We start from the raw sequence: 18,004 nt of genomic DNA on the forward strand, positions 1-18,004 counted from the left end.
TTCACCACGCCACCTCCTGTGGGGTCGTCGCCAGGTGAAGCTCGCCACCGGCGGGCGGCGTGCCGAAGTGGCGCGCCACGTCCGCGCCGGTGACCTCGGCCAGGGTGGCCGGTTTCCAGCGGGGGCTGCGGTCCTTGTCGATCACCTGCGCCCGGATCCCCTCGACCAGGTCGTACGAGGAGAGCGCGGCGCAGGAGACCCGGTACTCCTGTTCGAGGACGCGCTCCAGCGGGCCGAGCCCCGGTGCCCCGCGCAGCGCGGTGAGCGTGACCTTCAGGGCGGTGGGCGACTTGGTGGCGAGCGTTTCGGCCGCCGCTTCGGCGGCGCGCGCGCCGTGGCCGCGGAGCCGGGCGACGATCTCCTCCACCGTGTCGGCGGCGTAGCAGGCGTCGATCCAGCGGCGCTGGCCCGCGAGTTCGCCGGGCGGCGGCTGCCGCACGTATTCCTTGAGCGCGTCCCAGACCGGTCGCGCGGCGAGTTCGCCGAGGAACCGGGGCAGGTCGTCGTGCGGTACGAAATGGTCGGCGAGCCCGCACAACAGGGCGTCGGCGGAGCCGACTTGGGCGCCGGTCAACGCCAGATGGGTGCCCAGCTCACCGGGGGCGAGCGCGAGCAGGTAGGTGCCGCCCACGTCGGGTACGAAGCCGATGCCGGTCTCGGGCATGGCGATCCTGGAGCGTTCGGTGACGACGCGTACGTCGCCGTGCGCGGAGACGCCGACGCCGCCGCCCATCACGATGCCGTCCATCACCGCGACGTACGGCTTGGGATAGCGGGCGATCCGGGCGTTGAGCCGGTACTCGTCCCGCCAGAAGTCGGCGGAGGCCGAAGCGCTGGCGGCCGTGGGCTCCTCGCTCCCGGCCCGCGCGTCCTCGTAGATGGCACGGATGTCACCGCCCGCGCACAGCCCCCGCTCCCCCGCGCCCGTGATGACCACGGTCCGCACCGCCGGATCGTGTTCCCAGGCGGTCAGCGCCTCGTCGATGCGCCGCACCATGGCGTGGGTGAGGGCGTTGAGCGCCCGCGGCCGGTTGAGGGTGAGGAACGCGGCGTGGCCCTCGGTCCTGAGCAGCACCTGCTCTGCGGAGTCGGCCGTCTTCTCGGATTCGGTCAGCTCTTCAGAGCCGGTCATCGGAGCGCCTCCGTCAGTCCGCGGGCCACGATGACGCGCATGATCTCGTTGGTTCCTTCCAGGATCTGGTGGACGCGGAGGTCGCGGACGATCTTCTCGATGCCGTACTCGTTCAAGTAGCCGTACCCTCCGTGGAGTTGAAGCGCCCGGTCGGCGACGGCGTAGCCGGTGTCGGTGGCGAACCGCTTGGCCATCGCGCACAGCTGCGGCGCGCCGGGGTCGGCCCGGTCCAGGGCCTGGGCGGCCTGGTGGACCAGGGCGCGGGCGGCGGCGAGTTCGGTCGCCATGTCGGCGAGGCGGAACTGCAGGGCCTGCGCGTCGAGCAGCCGCGCGCCGAACGCCTCCCGGTCGGCGAGGTGGGCCAGGCTGCGGTCCAGGGCGCTGCGGGCGCCGCCGAGGGAGCAGGCGGCGATGCCGAGTCGGCCGCCGTTCAGGCCGTTCATGGCGATCCGGAAGCCGTCGCCCGGGCGGCCGAGCAGCCGGTCGGCGGGGATCCGGACGGCGTCGAGGATCACCTGGCGGGTGGGCTGGGCGTTCCAGCCCATCTTCTTCTCGTTCGGCCCGAACGACAGGCCGGGGTCGTCCCGATCGACGAGGAACGCGGAGATCCCCTGGGCGCCCGCCCCGTCGGTGCGCGCCATGACGACGTACACCTGCGCGGCGCCCGCACCGGAGATGAACTGCTTGACGCCGGTGAGGACGTAGTGGTCGCCGTCGCGGACCGCGCCGGTGCGCAGCGCCCCGGCGTCCGATCCGGCCCCGGGTTCGGTCAGGCAGTAGCTGCCGAGGTCCTCCATGGCGCAGAGCCGGGGCAGCCAGCGGGCCCGCTGGTCCTGGTCGCCGTAGGTGTCGATCATCCAGGCGACCATGTTGTGGATGGAGAGGTAGCCCGCGATGGAGGGGCAGCCGGAGGCGAGGGCCTCGAAGACGAGGACCCCGTCGGCACGGCTGAGACCGCTGCCGCCCGCGTCCTCGCGTACGTAGACCCCGCCGAGTCCGAGCCCCGCGGCCTTGCGCAGCACGTCGAGCGGGAAGTGTTTGTCCTGGTCCCACCGCACGGCGTGCGGGGCCAGGTGGTCCTCGGCGAAGTCGAGGGTGGTCTCGACGAGCGCCTGCTGGTCCTCGGTGAGCGAGGTGGTGGTGGTCATGGCGCTCATCCCATGGTGGGGATGGAGAAGTTCGCGCCTTCCCTGGCTCCGGAGGGCCAGCGCGAGGTGACGGTCTTCGTACGGGTGTAGAAGCGGATCGCGTCCGGGCCGTGCTGGTTGAGGTCGCCGAATCCCGATCGCTTCCAGCCGCCGAAGGTGTGGTACGCCACGGGGACCGGGATGGGGACGTTCACGCCGACCATGCCGGTGTTGACGCGGCGGGTGAAGTCGCGTGCGGTGTCGCCGTCCCTGGTGAAGATCGCGACGCCGTTGCCGTAGGGGTGCTCGCTGGGCAGGCGCAGGGCCTGCTCGTAGTCGGCGGCCCGGACGACGCACAGGACGGGGCCGAAGATCTCCTCGCGGTAGATCCGCATCCGGGGGCTGACCCGGTCGAAGAGGGTGGCTCCCGCGAAGAAGCCGTTCTCGTGTCCCGGCAGGGTGAAGTTCCGCCCGTCGACGACGAGTTCGGCGCCCTCGTTGACGCCGATGTCGACGTACCTGCGGACCCGGTCGAGGGCGTCCTGACTGACCAGCGGGCCGAAGTCGGCCTCCGCGTCGTCGGAGCGGCCGATCCGCAGCGCGCCGATGCGCTCCTTGAGCGCGGCGACGAGCCGGTCGGCCGTCTCCTCGCCGACGGGTACGGCCACCGAGATGGCCATGCAGCGCTCGCCCGCCGAGCCGTATCCGGCGCCGATGAGGGCGTCGACGACCTGGTCGAGGTCGGCGTCCGGCATCACGATCAGGTGGTTCTTGGCGCCGCCGAAGCACTGGGCGCGCTTGCCGTGGGCGGCGGCGGTGGCGTAGATGTGCGCGGCGATCGGCGTGGAGCCGACGAAGCCGAGCGCGCCGACGCGCGAGTCCGCCAGAAGGGTGTCGACCGCTTCCTTGCCGCCGTTGACGACGTTCAGGACGCCGGGCGGCAGCCCCGCCTCCAGGAAGAGTTCGGCCAGGCGCAGGGGTACGGAGGGGTCGCGCTCCGAGGGCTTCAGGATGAACGCGTTGCCGCAGGCGAGGGCAGGCGCGGCCTTCCACAGCGGGATCATGGCGGGGAAGTTGAACGGGGTGATCCCGGCGACCACGCCGATCGGGGAGCGCAGCGAGTGCACGTCGATGCCGGTGCCCGCGTTGTCGGTGAACTCGCCCTTGAGCAGGTGCGGGATCCCGGCGGCGAACTCGACGACCTCCAGGCCGCGTTGGATGTCGCCGTGCGCGTCGGCGACGGTCTTGCCGTGCTCGGCCGAGAGCAGCTGCGCCAGGGATTCGCGTTCCTGGTCGACGAGTTGGAGGAAGCGCAGCAGGACGCGGGCCCTGCGCTGCGGGTTCCACTCGCCCCACGCCCGCTGGGCGGCGGTGGCGTCGGCGATCGCCGCTTCGGTGTCGGCCCGCCCCGCGAGCGGCACGCGGGCCTGCACGGAGCCGGTGTTGGGGTCGTACACGTCGCCGAAGAGGCCGGACGTGCCGACGGTGTGCTTGCCGCCGATGAAATGGGTGAGTTCACGGACCACGATGAGCCTGCTCTCGTCAGGTGGGGATCCGGGGATGGCGCGGCACACCGACGGGCGGCGCCCGGTGGGGCGCGCTCGGATCGGGGCCGCGGGACGCGAGGGCCGAAGAGCCGTCGGTGAGCCGCGAGTTGACGTACGCCGCCGGGGAGCCGGGAGTCGGGCCCACCTCGTGGGCCTACCTCGTGGGCCTACGTCGCCGGTGCGCTAGAAGTCGGCGCATACCGTCGGTCGCTCCGCCGGATCACCTGGGTCGTGGGTACGGACCGGTGCCATGCGTGTCTGCTCCATCCTCGTGGACAACACGGAACACCCCGCGGCCGGTATCCTGACTCCCGGATCAGCGCGCGCTCCCCCGCCTTCCCGACGGACACGACGTCCCTCGGTGGCGCGTTGTGTTGCGAGAACGCACTCCCCGGTCACAGTGGCGGGACCGCGCCGGATTCACACCGGCTTCCCTGACACCGCGGGCCTTGCCGAGGACCATATAGTTGGACGTCCTAGTAAGTCCACCCCGACAGGCTCGCGCAGCCGGGGGACGGGCGATCTCTTTCCGGCCGACGGGCAGCCGTTTCCGGCCGAACACGTCGGCGAGGCGGTCGACACCCGGCCGGGCCCCGACACCGTCCGGATCGGTGTCGGGGCCCGGCCGGGTTGCCGCCTTGGGCCCGAAACGATCGTCCCGCTTCCCCAACAGCCAAGTCAATCCTCGGGTTTCCTCACCAAGACCCAAGCTGCAGCTTGGGGCGATCCGACATGTGATCAGTGCTGCCCAAGACGGCCCGCACCCTCTAAGGTGGCCCGTGCAGCTGGTTCGCCCTGTCCGCCAGGCAGGCGCGTCGCAAGAGGGAACCCGGTGGGAATCCGGGACTGCCCCGCAGCGGTGAGTGGGAACGACCGCCGTCATACGCACTGGATCCGGCGGATCCGGGAAGCGACGGCCAGTAGGAATCCGCCTCGGCGGATGTGCCCACGAGTCCGAAGACCTGCCCGTTGCCCGCACGTGACCGATCACGTGCGGAATCCCGGTGACCTCGTGGGCGGGTCGGCGCGCATACCGTTCGGAGAACCGTGTCATCGACGCGTGTGAGGCCGGACGGTCCGTCATCCCTTCGCGTCCGCGTCCCGTCCCCGGGATGTTCAGGAGTCATCTCGCGAAGGAGATTTCCGTGACAACGAAGTCCGCAGCCGCGGCAGCACGGGCCACCGTGTACGGCTACCCCCGTCAGGGCGCGAACCGTGAACTGAAGAAGGCCGTCGAGGGCTACTGGAAGGGCCGCGTCACCGCGGACGCCCTCCGGGAGACCGCGGCGGAGCTGCGTCGCACCACCTGGCGGCAGTTGGCGGAGGCCGGTGTCCACGAGGTGCCGACCGGCGACTTCTCGTACTACGACCACGTGCTGGACACCAGCGTCATGGTCGGCGCCGTCCCCGCCAGGCACCGCGCGTCCTTCGAATCCGACGCCCTGGACGGGTACTTCGCGATGGCTCGCGGCACCCAGGACGTGGCGCCGCTGGAGATGACCAAGTGGTTCGACACCAACTACCACTACTTGGTGCCGGAGTTGGGCCCGGACACCGTCTTCGCCACCGACTCCGCCAAGCAGGTCGCCGAGCTCAAGGAGGCCCTCGCGCTCGACCTCTCGGCCCGCCCGGTCCTCGTCGGCCCCGTCACCTACCTGCTGCTCGCCAAGCCCGCACCGGGAGTCCCCGCCGACTTCGAGCCACTCACCCTCCTCGACCGGCTGCTTCCGGTGTACGCGGAGGTGCTCGCCGATCTGCGCGCGGCCGGCGCCCAGTGGGTGCAGCTCGACGAGCCCGCCCTGGTGCAGGACCGCACCCCGGCCGAGCTCAACGCCGCCACCCGCGCCTACCGCGAACTCGGCGCCCTCACCGACCGGCCCAAGCTCCTGGTCGCCTCCTACTTCGACCGGCTCGGCGACGCCCTGCCCGTCCTGGCGAAGGCCCCGATCGACGGCCTGGCCCTCGACTTCACCGACGCCGCGGCCGCCAACCTCGACGACCTCGCCGCCGCGGGTGGCCTCCCCGGCAAGCGGCTCGTCGCCGGTGTGGTCAACGGCCGCAACATCTGGATCAACGACCTGGAGAAGTCCCTGTCCACCCTGGGCACCCTCCTCGGGCTCGCCGACCGGGTCGACGTGGCCGCCTCCTGCTCGCTCCTGCACGTCCCGATCGACGCCGCGGCCGAGCGGGACATCGACCCGCAGATCCTGCGGTGGCTCGCCTTCGCCCGGCAGAAGACCACCGAGATCGTCGCCCTGGCCAAGGGCCTGTCCCAGGGCACCGACACCATCGCCGCGGAACTCGCCGCCAACCGCGCCGACTTGGCGTCGCGCGCCGGATCGGCGATCACCCACGACCCGGCCGTACGGGCCCGGGCCGCCGCCGTCACCGACGCCGAAGGACGCCGCTCCCAGCCGTACGCCGAGCGGTCCGCGGCCCAGCGTTCGCACCTCAAGCTGCCGCTGCTTCCCACTACCACGATCGGCTCGTTCCCGCAGACCACCGAATTGCGCACGGCCCGCGCCGACCTGCGCGCGGGACGCCTCGACACGGCGGGCTACGAGGAGCGCATCAGGAACGAGATCCGTGAGGTCGTCTCCTTCCAGGAGAAGACCGGGCTCGACGTCCTGGTGCACGGCGAGCCCGAACGCAACGACATGGTGCAGTACTTCGCCGAACAGCTCACCGGCTACCTCGCCACGCAGCACGGCTGGGTCCAGTCGTACGGCACCCGTTATGTGCGCCCGCCGGTCCTCGCGGGCGACATCTCCCGACCTGAACCGATGACGGTGCGCTGGACGTCCTTCGCCAACTCCCTCACCGACCGCCCCGTCAAGGGCATGCTCACCGGGCCCGTCACCATGCTCGCCTGGTCCTTCGTCCGCGACGACCAGCCGCTCGGCGACACCGCGCGCCAGGTCGCCCTCGCCCTGCGCGACGAGGTCAACGACCTGGAGGCCGCGGGCACTTCGGTCATCCAGGTCGACGAGCCCGCGCTGCGCGAGACCCTGCCGCTGCGCGCCGCCGACCGCCCCGCCTACCTGGACTGGGCCACGGAGTCGTTCCGCCTCACCACCAGCGGCGTCCGCCCCGACACCCAGATCCACACACACATGTGCTACGCCGAGTTCGGTGACATCGTGCGGGCCATCGACGACCTCGACGCGGACGTCATCAGCCTGGAGGCCGCCCGCTCCCACATGCAGGTCGCCCGCGAACTCGCCGAACACGGCTACCCGCGCGAGGCCGGTCCCGGCGTCTACGACATCCACTCGCCCCGTGTCCCCGACGCCGCGGAGGCCGCCGCCCTGCTCCGCAAGGGCCTTGAGGCCATCCCGCCCCAGCGCCTGTGGGTCAACCCCGACTGCGGCCTGAAGACCCGCGGCTGGCCCGAGACCCGCGCCTCCCTGGAGAACCTGGTCACCGCGGCCCGCACGGTGCGCGGGGAACTGCCCGCTTCCTGACCGGATCCCCACAAGCGGGGGCCGGGGCAGCTGCGGGCGCCCCGGCCCCCTCCACCGGTCAGTACCGGGGACGGGGCGCGACGCTCAGTTCCTGATGCCGTCCACTGTTATGTGTCGGGATCCCTTCTTCACCAATGCCATCATCGCGCCCTTTCCCGGTGAAGAGTAACGAGGTCTCGGTACCAAGCCCCGCCGAACGCAATAGCCGAACGCAATAGGTGAGCAGCCCAACGCACCGTGCTGCCAGGATGCACCCCATGGACCTTGAGAACCCCGACGACCTCGCGATCCGCCATGCGGATGCCTCTGACTGGCACGTACTGGTCGGCGCCGACTCCATCGCGGCATCGGGCGACGACGCACGGCGCGCGAGCATCCGACGCTGGTGCGAACAAGGCTCGGTCCTCCTGGCCGAGGACGCATCCGGCCCCTTGGGCTACATCGTGCTGGAGTACACCTTCTTCGAGCAGGGCTTCATCACCATGATGATGGTCGCGCCCAGCGCCCGCCGACGGGGCGTGGGCGCACGTCTCCTCAAGGCCACCGAGGCCGCCTGCACCAGCACGAAGCTCTTCACCTCGACCAACGTCTCCAACCACCCCATGCAACTGCTACTGCGGCGCGTCGGCTGGAGCCCGGTCGGCCTGCTCCACGGCCTGGACGAGGGCGACCCCGAACTCTTCTACCTCTGTCCAGGCGCCCAACCGGCGTAGAAAAGCACGAGTGAGAGCGCGGCATCCGCATCGCGGACCGGTGGAGGACGGCTCGGACCTGATCAGTTAAAAAGGTGGAGGTGGAGGCCCGGCGCCACCCACCGACCGCACACGGCCGCACAACCGTCACACCCCGCCGCACACCCGCCACCGACACGCACAGAGGTCCTCCGCACATGCCTGCCGCCGCAGCCCCCTGGCTGCTCCTCGCCGTCTTCTCCGGCACCTTGATATCCCTCCAGGCCCGTATCACCGGCGAGCTGGCCGCGGGACTCGGCGGGGACGGGTTCGCGGCCGCCGTGATCTCGTTCGGCTCGGGGTTCGTGCTGCTCGCCCTCGGGCTCCTCGTGCTGCGCGGGCCGCGCCGCGGCGTGGGTCTGGTGCTCGCTGACGTACGCGGCGGACGGCTCAAGTGGTGGCAGGTGCTCGGCGGCTTCGGGGGCGCGGCCTTCCTGCTCGCGCAGGGGCTGACCGTCGGGGCGCTCGGCGTCGCGCTGTTCACCGTCGCGATCGTCGCGGGCCAGGTCAGCGGCGGGCTGCTCTTCGACCGGATGGGGCTCGGGCCCGCGGGACCGCAGCGGCCTTCGCGGCGCCGGGTCGTCGGCGCGATGCTCGTACTCGTCGCCGTCGGCCTGTCGATGGCGGACAAGCTGGGCGGCGGATTCCCGTACGCGATGCTGCTGCTCCCGCTGGTGGCGGGCGTCTGCGTGAGCTGGCAGCAGGCGGTCAACGGACATGTGAAGAACGCCGCGGGATCCGCGTACGCGGGCACGTTCTTCAACTTCGTCGCCGGTACCGGCGCGCTGAGCGTGATCTTCCTGGTGCACGCGGCGGCGCAGGGTCTGCCCGACCGCCTGCCGACCGAGCCGTACGTCTATCTCGGCGGTCTGGTCGGCATCTCCTTCATCACCATCGCGGTCGCCGCGGTTCAGAAGCTCGGCGTCCTGCTGCTCGGACTGTGCACGATCACCGGCCAGCTGGTGGGTTCGCTCGCCCTGGATCTGCTGCTGCCGCACGGCGACACCCGAGTCACGGCGGCCACGGTCGCGGGCGTGGCGCTCGCGCTCGCCGCGGTCGCCGTCGCGGCGCTGGCGGGTCCGCGCGCGGGCCGGGTCGTGGCGTCGAGCGACACGGCCCGGTCTGCGGACGCGGACGCGGACGCGGGCCGTGTGAGGCGCTAGGGCCCCGACCTGGCCGGGGACTTGCCAGTCGGGGGCTTGCCTGCCGAGGGCTTGAAGGCCCACTCCATCTTCGGCTCCATCGCGAAGCGGAACACCCGCTGTACCGGTGGGGTGCACAAGGCCGTGACCACCGCTCCGGCAATCAGGGTCACCGTGATCTGCCCGAACGGCGTGTGCGGCCAGTCCGCCTCGTACCAGTCCCCGAAGCGCGAGCCCTTGGCGAGGAAACCGTGCAGCAGGTAGCCGTAGAGCGTGCCCGCGCCGAGCGCGGTGAACCACAGCCTCCGGCCCGGCACCCAGGCGAAGAAGCAGGCCACGAGGACGACGGAGCAGCCGAACATCGCGAGCGTCATGACCGCGCCGCTCCACCCCGGAGCACCCAGTTCCTGGGCGCTGTCCCTGCGGTAGAACCAGGCGGCGCTCATGTGCGGAGCGGCCACGTACGCGAAGGCGAGCGCGGCGGCGAAGACCGGCAGGGCCAGGATCCTGGCCTCCTTGCGGCGCACCATCCGGAAGTGCTCCGGCTTCAGGACCAGGCCGAGCACGAAGAACGGCAGGAACTGCAGCACGCGTTGCAGATCGAGGTCGTCGCCGATGTCCGGGGACGCCGAGGCGAGTGCGGCGATGGCGAGGGCGAGCGGCAGGGGCCAGCGGACGATCTTCCACAGGGGCGTCGTCAGGCGCCAGACGAACAGCGCGATCAGGAACCAGGTCAGGTACCAGGGATCGAGGAGGCTGATCGGATAGGTGGGGTCGTCGCCCGCGGTCCGCTTGAAGAGGGTGTACGCGACTTCGAAGAGGACGTACGGGACGGCGATGCCCGTCACCAGGCGCCTCAGGCGCCCGGGGCTCGCGTCGAAGCTCCGGGAGAAGTAGCCGGAGATGACGATGAACGCGGGCATGTGGAACGCGTACACGGTCATGTAGAGCGCGGCCGCCGTGCGGCTGTCCCCGCGCAACGGCTCCCATGCGTGGCCCATCGCCACCAGGACGATCGCCAGGTACTTCGCGTTGTCGAAGAACGAGTCCCGCGGCTTCGCGGCGTTGGGGGCGCGGGCCCCGTGCGAGGCGGCCCCCGGGGTGCGGGTCGCATGGCCCGCAGGCGGCGGCGCGGTGCGGGGCTGGGGCAGCGGGGCGGGACGGGCCGGGGGCAGCGGGGCCCGATGGCGGCCCCGCGCGGGTGCCGTATCGGTCACGGCACCCCCCACAGGCAACCCACAGCTTCGATCGCGCGTCTTACCTTGTTTGCGGGAACTCGATTGGCGTGAGACATCCCCGGCACCCTAGTCACAGGACCCGACACCCGTACAACCGGGCTGGTGACCCCAATGGCCCCCCGGGTCCCACCCGGCGGCACCGGATGGAAGATGATCGCGGTGTGGCCGATGCGCGCGAGGGTTCCGTGAGGCGGACCGGCGGCGGTGCTCTGCCGCGCTGGGCGCGCGCCGTCGCCTGTGTCGTCGCGGTGCTGAGCGTGCTGGTCCTCGCCCTCGCGGGCGCCGCCCGCAGCACGCTGCTGAGCAGGGCGTTCTACCAGAACGTCCTCGACGAGCAGGACTCCTACGAGCGGCTGTACGACGAGGTCCTCGTCGACCCCGCGTCCGCGCGGGCCATGCGCGACCTGCTCGGCAGGATCCCGGTGCCGGCCGCGCAGGTGACCTCGAACCTGAAGAACGTGCTGCCGCCCGCCACCCTGCGCACGCTGGTCGACGAGCAGATCGGCCACGTCGTGGCGTACATGCGCGGCGAGGAGCCGGTGCTCGGTCTCACCGTCGACATCAAGCCGGTCCTGACCAACATCGGCAGCTTCGCCGAGATCTACCTCGGCGATCTGGTCGCCTCAGTGCAGGGCAAGCCCGCGCCCGACTTCCCCGCGTTCGTGCAGGGCCTCTCCGGGGCCCTGGAGGACATCGCGGCGGGCCGCCGCCCCGACTCGCTGCCCGAGCTGCACCTCGACGAGAGCGCGGCGAAATCCGCGGCCGACACCCTGGTCGACGCCCTGCACGAGTCGGTGCGCCCCTCGCTGCGCCCGCAGGTGGAGGCGGCGCTCGCCACCGGCGACGTCGCGAGCGCGCTGGCCGCGGTCGGTCCGCACCTGCTCGGCGCGGAGTCCGGGCGGAGCAGCGCCGATCTGGCGGCGATCACCGACGGCGGACACTGGAAGATCGTGCCCGACCTGGAGGCGGCGGGCGTCGACCTGGGCACGGTCAAGAACGCCAGGTCCTTCACCCGCCTCGTACTCGGCGTGGTGCAGCCCGTCGCACTGCTGCTCGGCCTCGCCGCGACCGCTCTGCTGGCGTTCACCGGACCCGGCACGAGGACGGCGCGGCTGCGTACGGTCGGCTTCGCGCTCGCGGTGGGCGGGGCGCTGACCGCCGCCGTCTGCCTCCTCGTCCGCGGCGCGGCGGACGACCTCATGGCGGAGCCCGCACCGGGCTGGCCGCCCTCCCTGAACCGTCTCGTCGACGATCTCCAGCACGCCGCGGCCGACAGCCTCGGCGCGGTCGGGCTCGTCACCGCCGCCGTGCCGTTCCTCGCCGGGCTGCTCCTGGTGGGCGGCACGCTGCTGTACGACCGTTTCGCGGCACGGCGCACGGCGGGCTGGTCGGCCCGGCGGCGTACCGGAGTGGCGGCCGCCGCGGGCGGGCTCGCGGTGGTCGTGGCGCTCGCCGGGTCCGTGCTCGCCCCCGCCGTGGCGGGCAAGGAGGCCAAGGACCTGTGCCTGGGCTCGGCGGCCCTGTGCGACAAGCGGTACGACGAGGTCGCCTATCTGGCCACCCACAACTCGATGTCGACCACCCAGGACCGGTTCATCGGTCCGCTCCACGACCCCGACATCGTCGCCCAGCTCAACGCCGGGGCCCGAGCACTGCTGATCGACACCTACACCTGGGAGACGCCCGACGAGATCACCGAACGCCTCCAGGAGTCCGACATCTCCCCGGGGATGAAGGAGCAGATCACCGAGCTGGTCGCCAGGGCCAACCCGCCGCGCCCCGGCCTGTGGCTGTGCCACGCCGTGTGCAGGGCGGGCGCGATCGGCCTGGTGGAGACGTTGCGGCAGATCGGCGACTGGCTCGACGAGCATCCCGGCGACGTCGTCACCCTGGTCGTCCAGGACGCCATCACCGGGGAGCGGACCCGCGACGCCTTCCACGAGGCGGGCCTCGACCGCCTGCTCCTCACCCGGACCCCGACCCCGCGAAGCCGTGGCCGACCCTCGGCGAGCTGGTGCGTTCCGACCGGCGTCTGGTGGTCTTCGCGGAGGAGGCGGACGGACCGGCGCCCTGGTACCGCAACTTCTACCGGTACGGCATGGAGACGCCGTTCGCCTTCAAGAAGCCCGCGGAGATGTCGTGCGTGCCGCACCGCGGCGGCGCGGACAAGCGGCTCTTCCTCCTGAACCACTTCATCACCGACGCGGGCGGCAGCCGTCTTGACGCCGCCGTGGTCAACTCCCGCCGGTTCATCCTCGACCGGGTCCACCGCTGCGAGGCGGAACGCGGGCGCCCGGTGAACTTCGCCGCCGTCGACTTCGCGACGATCGGCGATGCGCTCGGCGCGGTCGACGCGCTCAACGACGAGCGGACGGCGCGCCGCTGATCCCCCTCCCCACCTCGCTCCGTGCCGACTTGGCGAGTCGGCCACCCGGACGCCGGTACGCGTCTGCCGCGCCGGGCTGATCGCAGGCTAGGTTGAGCGGCATGAGCAACCTTGACCGTCAGGCAGTCCCCTCGCTGTGCGGCGGACGCGGGTTCGTCGTCGCCGAGCCCGTGCGCGAACTCCTCAGCCCCCGCCGGGTCCGGCTGGGCGAATCCACCGAAGTACGCCGACTCCTCCCCAACCTGGGCCGCCGCATGATCGGCGCGTGGGCCTTCGTCGACCAGTACGGTCCCGACGACATCGCCGACGAGCCCGGCATGCAGGTGCCGCCGCATCCGCACATGGGCCTGCAGACCGTCAGCTGGCTGCACGAGGGAGAGGTGCTGCACCGCGACTCCACCGGCAGCCTGCAGACCATCCGCCCGCGCGAGCTGGGCCTGATGACGTCGGGCCGGGCGATCTCGCACTCGGAGGAGAGCCCCAAGTCACACGCGCGTTTCCTGCACGGCGCGCAACTGTGGGTGGCCCTGCCGAACGCCCACCGGCACACCGACCCGAAGTTCGAGCACCACGCCGAACTGCCGAAGGTCACGGCCGCGGGCCTCGACGCGACCGTGCTCCTCGGCGCACTGGACGGCACGGAGTCACCCGGCACCACGTACACACCGATCGTCGGCGCCGACATCACGCTCACCGCCGACACCGAGGCACGGCTGCCGCTGAACCCCGACTTCGAGTACGGCGTACTCGCCATGTCCGGCGAGGTACACGTCGACGGCGTCCCGGTACTCCCCGGCTCCATGCTCTACCTCGGCTGCGGCCGCACCGAACTCCCGCTGCGCGCCGCGTCCGACGCCGGAATCATGCTGCTCGGCGGAGAGCCGTTCGACGAGGAACTGATCATGTGGTGGAACTTCGTCGGCCGTACGCAGGCGGAGATCGAGGAGGCGCGGGAGGACTGGATGTCGGGCACGCGGTTCGGCGAGGTGAGGGGGTACGACGGGGGGCCGCTGGCGGCACCTTCCCTGCCCTCCGTGCCGTTGAAGCCGCGAGGACGGGTGCGCTGACCTGCGGCTATGGCAGGGCGGCGACGCGGAACGACGGGCGAGAGCAAGCACGGAAGCACCGGTCTCTCCCTCCACGCAGACCGCCCCCGCTAGCCCGCCGGACACCCCCTGCTCCCCCGGTCGCGATTCCATTCCGCGGGCGGGTGTAACCGCCTTTGGTAGGACTCATGCTGACCTGATGCTGACTTTCCTGACAGCTCGCCAGGTGCCATTTCGAGGCCGTTGCCGCTGGTCACAGAAGCCGGGCGAGCAGACGAGGCCGGGGGCGTCACGACCGATGCTGACTCTGCGGCACGTGGCGTGGGCCCGACAGCGTGAGGCCCGGGAGGTTCCCGCAGGAGCACCAGGTCGTCCAACCCGCCGACGCGACGGAGTGGACCGCCGAATACGCTCGCGCTCCCCCACCGAAATCGACCCATTGGAGGATCGGGGCGAGCACCGCCACCAGCGCACGCCAGGACCGGACACTCTGCCCACGATCAGAGGCCACAGGAGCTTCAGCCCAGGGCTATACGGGAATGCTCGACGGGTTGAGGCATGAGATGACTCCTCTACGCGTGACGACCTGTCACGCGTCCGGCAGACGCACTCTGTTCCAGCTCGGCACCCCCAACGACCGGCGAACGCCTCTGCCGACCACGCGCGATACATGTGGCAAGTGCACATGGCGACCCAGGCACCTTCCAGAAAACGACAGCGGGGCGATGGGTCAGATCCGCGAACTCTCCCCTGCCTTTGGGGCTTGCGGGCCAAGCGACAGCAGTGTCCTCTGCGCCATCCGTCCTGTTGCGAGATGCCCATCGCCCCAGCCAGGAGCACGCTCAGCCTCCGAGAGGCCGTTGGAGTCACGTGCACAGCCTAGCCGTGCTAGTACTCCAGCATGATGTTGCTGTCTGGCCTGGTCTTTTCGCTGGGTGGCGGGGGCAGCGGGACTTCGATCGTGCGGGGGCAGTATTCAAGAACGTTCCCTTAGGCCGCTCGGGCAACTCTCTTCAGTGCCGCTTACCTGGGGCGAAGCTGGTCCAAGCCACGGATCTGAGCGTTCCCCGGGGGACACGGTCCACACAGGGTCCACCGGCACGCACTGCACCGACTCCAGCACCGGCATCACCGCCCTGCGCCATAGGATGTTGAGTGTGCGACATCGAAGGTTGGCGGCCGACGGCGCACATGTATGGGCCTGCATGCGCGCTTCACTGTCCCCGGTGTCGGGACTAGCGTCAAAGGCCAGGAATCCCCATACGCTCCGTTGGAGACACGATGCTCCAGACACGTGAGTTGTTCGACAGCCTTGCCTCCCGGGCAGACCACCTCGACAACCAGATCCTGGCCGCTACTGCCGACGCCCTCTCGCAGTGCGAACAAGCCGTCACCGCCTGCGCGACGGGGATGCTCGCAGAGAAGGAAGCCGATGAACTCCGCGTCGCCATCAACCGCGACCTGGACTGCGCCGACGTGGCGTCTGCCACCCGACGGGTCCTGACGCGGGGGACAGACGCGGATCACAGGCTGCTGACCACACAGCTGGAAGCGTGCACGCTCGCCTGCGAGCGGAGCCATGAGCTGTGCAGTCAGCACGCGAGGCATCACGAACACTGCCGCCTCTGCTCCCAGGCCACAGAGCGCGCCATCACCGCGTGCCACAAGGTTCTTCAGGCGCTACGGCCGTAGCACGCTGTCGCTTGATGGGCCGGTCTCACCATCATCGTCAGCGGAGACAGGGCTGCTTGCGGCGCTCCAGGAAGTGACGAAGTCGGAGCCGGTGAGTGTGGTGCGTGGGCAGGTCGTCAAGCTCTGCCGGGCGCACGAATCGGAGTTCCGTGGACTCATCAGAGAATTCCAGCTGGCCCCCGATGATCCCGGCCATGAAGCAGACGTTGAACTGTCGCCAGACCTCGCCGTCCATGTACGCGATGATGTGCTTATCGTCGGGGTGCGTCCCGACCAAGCCTGTGATCTCCACGTCCAGACCGGTCTCTTCCTTGACCTCGCGGACCGCCGTTCCGGGCAGTGTATCGGTGAGATCCATGCCGCCTCCTGGTCGCCAGAAGCTGCGCCAAAACCCCTGATTGGTGACGCTCTGTGAGTCAGGGTGGCTCCGTTCACTTCGAACAAGTTCTGGCGCGAATTCCGTGAACGGCGATCGCGAAGCTCTGGTGTGTGTCACGGTGAGTGAGAGTCGGGCCGCGGCGACGAGGACGCGTTTCCTCAGGAGCGGGAGTCCGGCCCGGTTGAACATTTACCGCTTCGGCTTTCTCGGAGCGCAGAGTTGGCCGTTTGGGTGCTTGCTTACTGGCGCGGCCGCTGGCACATCCTCTACTCAACGGCCCCGTGGGCGGCACGCCACAGCAGGCTTCCGGTGAGGGAGCCCTGACCGGAAAGCGCTTGTCCTGTGGTTGGCCTGTGGATAGCTTGCGCTGATGCAACATCAACAGTTGGTCACATCAAAAGGGTTGCCGAGGCGTCGTTCCCTCGTGGGGCTGTCGCTGACCCTCGTTACGCTCCTGGGCGGCTTGATAGCTGCGCCCATGGGCGCAGCCGCAGAGCCCGAACCGCGTGCTGCGGTGAAGGCCGAAACGCTCGCTCCTCTTGATCCCGCCATCGTCAAGTCCTTCAAGCTGTCGACGCTCACCGCGCAGTGGGACAAGAGCTTGGAGGGCATCAAGGCGATCGAGGCCAGCGGCGCCGTTACCAAGGTGACGCCCCTGCAGGTCGCCACCTCAGGGCAGCACAAGGGCCGTGCCGGCCTGTGCCACGGCGTCGCACCTCTGGAAACCCGGCTGGTGCCGGACGGGTTCTGCTGGGACCAGAAGGATGAGGACTCCAGCGCCTACACCTTCGACGGTGGGTGGATGCCGCAGGGCCTGACCGCCAGCCACGACTCCACTCCCGAGGGCACCGTCGACGGCAACCACCTGTACCTGGCCGCATGGCAGTTCGGAACGTGCTTCCGGCAGGGCACTGTATGCGACCCGAAGAAGCCGGGGGAGTCGGACAAGGACCAGTTCGCGCGGATCTCCATCGTCAAGAACACCGGCGGCACTGCCCCGACCTACGGGCATGTCCTCCTGGTCAAGCCGAATGCGAGTGGCACCAACTTCGAGGCCGTCACCGAGACCCACGCCGACGGCATGGTCTGGTACGGCAACCGCCTGTTCGTCGCCAATGGCGGAGAACTCCAGGTGTACGACATGCGTCACCTCTGGCGCATGACCAACATCGACGGGAAGGTCGGCACCACCGACGGCAAGACCTCCTCGGCGCGGTGGCACCAGTGGGCCATGCCCATGATCGGCCGGTACTTCATCGACGGCACCCCCGCCGGCCGTACGTGCGCTCCCGGAGGGAGCAAACTCTGTCTCAGCTCGCTCAGCCTGGACCGCAGCAAGTACCCCGACGCCCTGGTCTCCTCCGAGCACGTCACCTACAAGACCTCTAAGGAACAAGGCACCCGCGGCCGGGTGGTGCGCTGGCCCCTCAACGCCGAGGTAGCGCTCCCCAAGGCCGACAACGGAGCCGGTATCGGTGACACCACTGCCTCGGCGGCCTACAAGTCTCCCGTGTGGGCGCAGCAAGGCGCCGCCACTGACGGCACCTACTACTACATGAGCGGCGCCTGCCCGGACAGCTGGCCGGATGAAGACGGGTCCCCGCCCGAGTCGAACAGGGCCTTCTCCTGTATCCACCGCGCCAAGCCCGGAGAAGCGCCAGTCGCGCTCACCAAGACCCCCCGCCTCACCCAGAATCTCTCCTACGCTCCCAACTCAGGCCGGCTATGGGGCCTCAACGAGAGCCTTCAGGGAGACCGCAGCATCTTCTCTCTCAAGGTCCACTGACCAATCATCACCACACCGCACAACGGCGCCTCCGCTCGCCTGAGCGGGGGCGCCTCCTTGCCATCCCGGCTCGTCTCTCGAGCTCTACCCGTCCACGCCACGCGAAGAATCCGGCCTTGGGGTGGCACATAGAGGAGCGGCGGTACCCCCGGTCTCGCCTGCCGACCGCCGTCGTCGCCGCTCGGGCACCACTACAGGCTGCGGGCCGCCGAGGCGAAGGGCAGCAAGGGCGGGCGCCGCCCGGCGATCCCGGCCGACAAAATCGGAGCCGTGTGCATGGCGTTCCTGAACCGCCAGTCCATCGCCAGCCTGGTCTGCGAGCACAACGTCAGCC

General features: G+C 70.3%; 11 protein-coding genes, 1 pseudogene and 2 riboswitches. Of the genes and pseudogenes, 7 read left to right on the forward strand and 5 right to left on the reverse strand.

All coding sequences use genetic code 11. From position 1 onward, the window contains the following. Nucleotide 1: 1 nt before the first annotated feature. From CP970_RS01520 to CP970_RS01530, 3 genes are read right to left on the reverse strand one after another with little or no spacing between them, the layout of a single operon-like run. Complete coding sequence (locus tag CP970_RS01520) at nucleotides 2-1,132, reverse strand: enoyl-CoA hydratase/isomerase family protein (protein ID WP_055545234.1); 1,131 nt, start codon at nucleotides 1,130-1,132, stop codon at nucleotides 2-4. Continuing rightward, nucleotides 1,129-2,289, reverse strand: a complete 1,161-nt coding sequence (locus CP970_RS01525) for an acyl-CoA dehydrogenase family protein (protein ID WP_055545235.1) — start codon at nucleotides 2,287-2,289, stop codon at nucleotides 1,129-1,131. Before CP970_RS01525 ends, CP970_RS01520 begins: the two co-directional genes overlap by 4 nt. Beyond that, the gene (locus tag CP970_RS01530) at nucleotides 2,286-3,785 is read right to left on the reverse strand and encodes a CoA-acylating methylmalonate-semialdehyde dehydrogenase (RefSeq protein WP_055545236.1); all 1,500 of its coding nucleotides are present in this window, start codon (nucleotides 3,783-3,785) and stop codon (nucleotides 2,286-2,288) included. The genes CP970_RS01525 and CP970_RS01530 overlap by 4 nt, the downstream gene beginning before the upstream one ends. Before the next feature lie 298 nt (nucleotides 3,786-4,083). Then, a riboswitch (cobalamin riboswitch) is annotated at nucleotides 4,084-4,278 on the reverse strand. Between the two features lie 297 nt (nucleotides 4,279-4,575). Further along, nucleotides 4,576-4,790, forward strand: a riboswitch (cobalamin riboswitch). Nucleotides 4,791-4,951: 161 nt separating this feature from the next. Between CP970_RS01530 and metE the strand changes: the two genes are divergently transcribed. The 3 genes from metE (at nucleotide 4,952) to CP970_RS01545 (ending at nucleotide 9,164) form a co-directional block, all read left to right on the forward strand. After that, nucleotides 4,952-7,270: a 5-methyltetrahydropteroyltriglutamate--homocysteine S-methyltransferase gene (gene metE / locus CP970_RS01535; protein WP_055545237.1), complete on the forward strand. Its 2,319-nt coding sequence runs from the start codon at nucleotides 4,952-4,954 to the stop codon at nucleotides 7,268-7,270. Nucleotides 7,271-7,527: 257 nt separating this feature from the next. Further along, entirely contained in the window at nucleotides 7,528-7,983 is a 456-nt protein-coding gene (locus CP970_RS01540; protein ID WP_055545238.1) for a GNAT family N-acetyltransferase, read from the forward strand. 176 nt (nucleotides 7,984-8,159) lie between these two features. Further along, complete coding sequence (locus CP970_RS01545) at nucleotides 8,160-9,164, forward strand: DMT family transporter (protein ID WP_063806034.1); 1,005 nt, start codon at nucleotides 8,160-8,162, stop codon at nucleotides 9,162-9,164. Here CP970_RS01545 and CP970_RS01550 read toward each other — a convergent pair. After that, on the reverse strand, nucleotides 9,161-10,360 hold the full coding sequence (locus tag CP970_RS01550; RefSeq protein WP_055545239.1) for an acyltransferase family protein: 1,200 nt from the start codon (nucleotides 10,358-10,360) through the stop codon (nucleotides 9,161-9,163). The two genes, CP970_RS01545 and CP970_RS01550, sit on opposite strands and share 4 nt — an antisense overlap. A gap of 164 nt (nucleotides 10,361-10,524) precedes the next feature. Here CP970_RS01550 and CP970_RS01555 point away from each other — a divergent pair. The 3 genes and pseudogenes from CP970_RS01555 (at nucleotide 10,525) to CP970_RS01565 (ending at nucleotide 15,505) form a co-directional block, all read left to right on the forward strand. Next, a pseudogene (locus CP970_RS01555) lies at nucleotides 10,525-12,767 on the forward strand (hypothetical protein). A 101-nt stretch (nucleotides 12,768-12,868) separates the two neighbouring features. Further along, entirely contained in the window at nucleotides 12,869-13,834 is a 966-nt protein-coding gene (locus tag CP970_RS01560; protein ID WP_055545240.1) for a pirin family protein, read from the forward strand. 1,260 nt (nucleotides 13,835-15,094) lie between these two features. Further along, nucleotides 15,095-15,505 carry a hypothetical protein gene (locus CP970_RS01565; protein ID WP_055545241.1) on the forward strand — a complete coding sequence of 137 codons (411 nt, stop codon included), beginning with the start codon at nucleotides 15,095-15,097 and terminating at the stop codon, nucleotides 15,503-15,505. 37 nt (nucleotides 15,506-15,542) lie between these two features. Here the strand turns inward: CP970_RS01565 and CP970_RS45450 are convergent, their stop codons facing one another. Then, a complete protein-coding gene (locus tag CP970_RS45450; RefSeq protein WP_398656873.1) occupies nucleotides 15,543-16,001 on the reverse strand; it encodes an NUDIX hydrolase in 459 nt (152 codons plus the stop codon). Between the two features lie 253 nt (nucleotides 16,002-16,254). On the opposite strand from CP970_RS45450, the gene CP970_RS01575 reads away from it, so the two are divergent. Further along, a complete protein-coding gene (locus tag CP970_RS01575) occupies nucleotides 16,255-17,670 on the forward strand; it encodes a hypothetical protein (protein WP_150492858.1) in 1,416 nt (471 codons plus the stop codon). Nucleotides 17,671-18,004 lie beyond the last annotated feature (334 nt).

The sequence above is a fragment of the Streptomyces kanamyceticus genome (assembly GCF_008704495.1).
In the GTDB taxonomy this organism is placed as follows: Bacteria; Actinomycetota; Actinomycetes; order Streptomycetales; family Streptomycetaceae; genus Streptomyces; species Streptomyces kanamyceticus.

Bases quoted from the DNA above. Each gene is read 5' to 3' on its own strand.
- CP970_RS01545 (WP_063806034.1), top strand. From the start codon at position 8,160: ATGCCTGCCGCCGCAGCCCCCTGGCTGCTCCTCGCCGTCTTCTCCGGC.
- CP970_RS01565 (WP_055545241.1), top strand. From the start codon at position 15,095: ATGCTCCAGACACGTGAGTTGTTCGACAGCCTTGCCTCCCGGGCAGAC.
- CP970_RS01525 (WP_055545235.1), bottom strand. From the start codon at position 2,289: ATGAGCGCCATGACCACCACCACCTCGCTCACCGAGGACCAGCAGGCG.
- CP970_RS01520 (WP_055545234.1), bottom strand. From the start codon at position 1,132: ATGACCGGCTCTGAAGAGCTGACCGAATCCGAGAAGACGGCCGACTCC.
- CP970_RS01540 (WP_055545238.1), top strand. From the start codon at position 7,528: ATGGACCTTGAGAACCCCGACGACCTCGCGATCCGCCATGCGGATGCC.
- CP970_RS01560 (WP_055545240.1), top strand. From the start codon at position 12,869: ATGAGCAACCTTGACCGTCAGGCAGTCCCCTCGCTGTGCGGCGGACGC.
- CP970_RS01575 (WP_150492858.1), top strand. From the start codon at position 16,255: ATGCAACATCAACAGTTGGTCACATCAAAAGGGTTGCCGAGGCGTCGT.